The organism is Thalassobacterium sedimentorum (assembly GCF_031127905.1).
GTDB classification, from domain to species: Bacteria; Verrucomicrobiota; Verrucomicrobiia; order Opitutales; family Coraliomargaritaceae; genus Thalassobacterium; species Thalassobacterium sedimentorum.
Window position 1 is genome coordinate 1 of the sequence record NZ_JARXIC010000076.1, and the last position, 3,241, is coordinate 3,241.

Below are 3,241 nucleotides of genomic sequence, written 5' to 3' on the forward strand. Positions count from 1 at the left end.
GGCATGCCAAGCCGTAGTCTTGAGCGCACGATAGCCGTGTTGTCGAGTCCGCCTACGCGCCTTCGGCGACTCCGGCGTGACAGCCTTCACTTTCGCTGCGCTCAAGCGAAGGCTGGTGGAGCATAGGAGAGTCGAACTCCTGACCTCTTGCATGCCATGCAAGCGCTCTACCAACTGAGCTAATGCCCCTTTCAGGAAAGATTGGAAAAATGGCGGGACTTGTTGCTGCGTCAATAGTTTTTCAAACTATTTTTTTGGGGGGCGCAGAGTCTTCTGATTGCTATTTCATTGTTGAGCCTGTCCCACGGCAGCTGTGATTTCTGTCGCGCTGAGGTCCATGTGATTTTCACAGAACGCTAGCATGTCTGCTTGCAATGGGGCGGTGAAGCTCACGGTGCCTTCGGGGAATTGGAAGTCGTAGCGGTGGCAGTGGAGTGCTTGCCGCTGAATAGGAAGGGCGGCCGCTAGGCGCTCGGTCCAGCCGTTTTCGATAAACTCAATGTAGAGTGTTTCGTCGGGGCCATAGATCTTGTCACCGACGATGCGATGTTTGATTTCTTCGGCGTGCACGCGAATCTGATGCTTGCGGCCAGTCTCTGGTTGGACTCGGCACAGTGTATAGCCCTTTTGGGAGAGCAGGGGAATGAAGTCAGTGACAGCGTCTTGTGAGCTGCGGTCGTAGCTGACTTCGGATTTGACGATGACGGGGCCGCCGCCTTTGCGACGGCGGGCAATTGGCAAGTCGACGTGGCGGGCTTCCTGCAGTTCGCCCTCGATCAAAGCGATATACGCTTTTTTGACGATTCGATTTTGAATGGCCATTTGGAACTTGCGCGCCACGGCCGGGCGCTTAGCAAAAACTATCAGACCGCTGGTCTCGCGGTCGAGGCGGGCGACCAGATGCAATTTGTCGGCTCCGGTGTATTCGCGCACGACGCCGACGAGACTGGACATTGGGCCGTTTTTGGAGGGATGGCAGACCAGCCAGCCGGGTTTATTGACGATGAGCAGACTATCGTCTTCCTGGACAATCCAGTTTGTAAAATCGGTCATGTCGACCAGGGGGGCTTCTTCGCCGTAGGGATTGTTCATGATTTCAGAGGACGGAGGACTGAGGGCTTTATTGGGCTCGATGTTGTTCCAAGCGCATTTTACGTAGGATGCTGGCACCGATACGAGTGACGGCGACCAGCGGCATTTTACTGCCGAAGAAGGTGATGCAATGATTCATCCAGCCAGTAACGACGAGTGTCTGGCCTTTGGCAATGGCATTGAGTGTACGTTTGGCCACTTCTTGGGAGGTCATGTCGAGGCCTTTGTTGCCGCTTTTCTTCACCGGAGGTGTGGCAAAGCCGGCAGCTTTAAAGAAGTTGGACTGGGTGGGGCCCGGACAGACGGTGAGGGTGCGTAGTTTGGTACCGCGTAGGTCTTCGTTAAGTGCCAGTGACCAGTTGCGGACGAAGGCTTTGGTGGCGCCATAGGTCGCGAGGAAGGGGGTGGGCTGAAAGGCCGCAGTGGAGGCGATATTGACAATAACACCGCCTCGTTCTAGCATGACGGGGAGTAGTCGAGCGGTGAGATCGACTACTGCGCGCACATTTAAGTCGATCATCGACAGCTGTTTATTGATGTCGAGGTCAGGCGTGCGGCCATAGTCGCCAAAGCCGCTGTTATTAACGAGTAATACTTCTCCGGGAGGGGCGGTATCGATTTTATTTAGGAGTGCGGCAGCGGTGCTGGCCACTTGGTTCGCATCACACAAATCGACCGGGAAATGTTGACCGGTTTTACCCAAAAAAATGTCAGGTTTTGAACGAGAAAGGTTGCACAATGTAATATCTGGTGCTACGGTCTGAATTGCTTTGATAATTGAGCAGCCAATTCCAGAAGAACCGCCCGTAATGACAATTACGGAATACCGATTGAAGTGTGTAACGTGCTTCATATATGTGTTAGGTTTTCAGTGGGTTGGCTTTTTTTATGCTCTAGTTTGTCGAAGCAGCGGTGTCAGTCGACTCCGTTAAATGGAACCAATAACAAAAGGAATAATAACTATGAAGCAACATGACGTAATCATCTCAGGTTTGAACATGGAACTTACAGATGCGATCAAAAATATGGTTCACGAAAAAGCAGAAAAACTCTTCGAGCACGAAGATCACATTATTCGTATGCGGGTAGAGCTCGAATACGACCCCCATCAATCTACCCATGAAAAAGAATTTATTTCCAAGGGGCAGCTGGAAGTTCGCGGTAATGACCACTTCGCATCGGCGGCCACCAATGACCTTTATAAGTCAATAGACGACATGGTTCAGAAGCTTGATCGCATGCTTCGTCGTCGCTCCCGCTTGAAGAAGGTAAAGCGGAAGACCACGCATTTAGTGGATATTCCTGCTGACATTCCGAAAGCGGTGTAGTCCTCGTTTGTTTCGGCCCTTACCCCTATAGCCATATTCAAAGCCCGGCAGTGTATTGCCGGGCTTTTTTATGTTTGCGGTCGATTGTCGAGGTGAGTGCTGGGGCGTGAGCTATAAGAATTGGGCGTGTGTGTGTGGGCCTTTATGAGGCTGATTTAAAGCTCTTTTTCTGTCTACATTTTTGGGGGGACTTGCAAAGAGTGAGAAAGAAGTAGGATCTAGGTTGTAACTTGAGGCTTTTCAGTTTTTTTTGCCCCGCATGAATCCAAATATTTATCAAGTTTTGCATATTGTCGGTATTGCAATGGTCTTTCTCGGTTACGGTGCTTTGCTCGCGCGTAGTATGGCTGCTCCGGATAATGTATCTGTGCGCAAATTGGGCTCAATTACCAGTGGCATTGGGTTGCTACTAATTCTAGTGGCTGGTTTTGGCTTAATTTCAAAGTTAGGCCATAGCTTCACCTCACCTTGGTTGATTGTGAAAATGGTGATTTGGTTGGCGCTGGGGGGCTTGATCGTTTTGATTAATCGTAAGCCACAATTTGCAGTTATACTGTGGTGGTTGTTGATTTTACTCGGTGCGATTGCGGCCAGTATGGTCTACATCGTCAGATTTTAAGCGGTTTCAGAAAAAAAGTTACTTTTTTTGAAAGTTCTTCTTGATCTCTGCTAAAAGCTTTGTCTTTATCCCGCACTTCTCAAACGCACCTGTAGCTCAATTGGATAGAGCGCCTGACTACGAATCAGGAGGTTAGGGGTTCAAGTCCCTTCAGGTGTACCATCTTTTTAAGCGCTTCGGTTATCCGAGGCGTTTTTTTTTT

General features: G+C 50.1%; 4 protein-coding genes and 2 tRNA genes. 3 read left to right on the forward strand and 3 right to left on the reverse strand.

What is annotated here, in order from left to right:
- Positions 1-113: 113 nt before the first annotated feature.
- From QEH59_RS18240 to QEH59_RS18250, 3 genes are all read right to left on the reverse strand, one after another.
- A tRNA-Ala gene (locus QEH59_RS18240) sits at positions 114-189 on the reverse strand.
- 96 nt (positions 190-285) lie between these two features.
- On the reverse strand, positions 286-1,092 hold the full coding sequence (locus QEH59_RS18245; protein WP_308986818.1) for an RluA family pseudouridine synthase: 807 nt from the start codon (positions 1,090-1,092) through the stop codon (positions 286-288).
- Positions 1,093-1,120: 28 nt separating this feature from the next.
- Complete coding sequence (locus QEH59_RS18250; protein WP_308986819.1) at positions 1,121-1,945, reverse strand: SDR family NAD(P)-dependent oxidoreductase; 825 nt, start codon at positions 1,943-1,945, stop codon at positions 1,121-1,123.
- Positions 1,946-2,054: 109 nt separating this feature from the next.
- On the opposite strand from QEH59_RS18250, the gene hpf reads away from it, so the two are divergent.
- The 3 genes from hpf to QEH59_RS18265 all read left to right on the forward strand — a co-directional run bounded on the left by hpf (position 2,055) and on the right by QEH59_RS18265 (position 3,201).
- Positions 2,055-2,420 carry a ribosome hibernation-promoting factor, HPF/YfiA family gene (hpf, locus tag QEH59_RS18255; protein ID WP_308986820.1) on the forward strand — a complete coding sequence of 122 codons (366 nt, stop codon included), beginning with the start codon at positions 2,055-2,057 and terminating at the stop codon, positions 2,418-2,420.
- Positions 2,421-2,679: 259 nt separating this feature from the next.
- On the forward strand, positions 2,680-3,039 hold the full coding sequence (locus tag QEH59_RS18260) for a hypothetical protein (RefSeq protein WP_308986821.1): 360 nt from the start codon (positions 2,680-2,682) through the stop codon (positions 3,037-3,039).
- Positions 3,040-3,124: 85 nt separating this feature from the next.
- A tRNA-Arg gene (locus QEH59_RS18265) sits at positions 3,125-3,201 on the forward strand.
- The last annotated feature ends 40 nt before the right edge of the window (positions 3,202-3,241 follow it).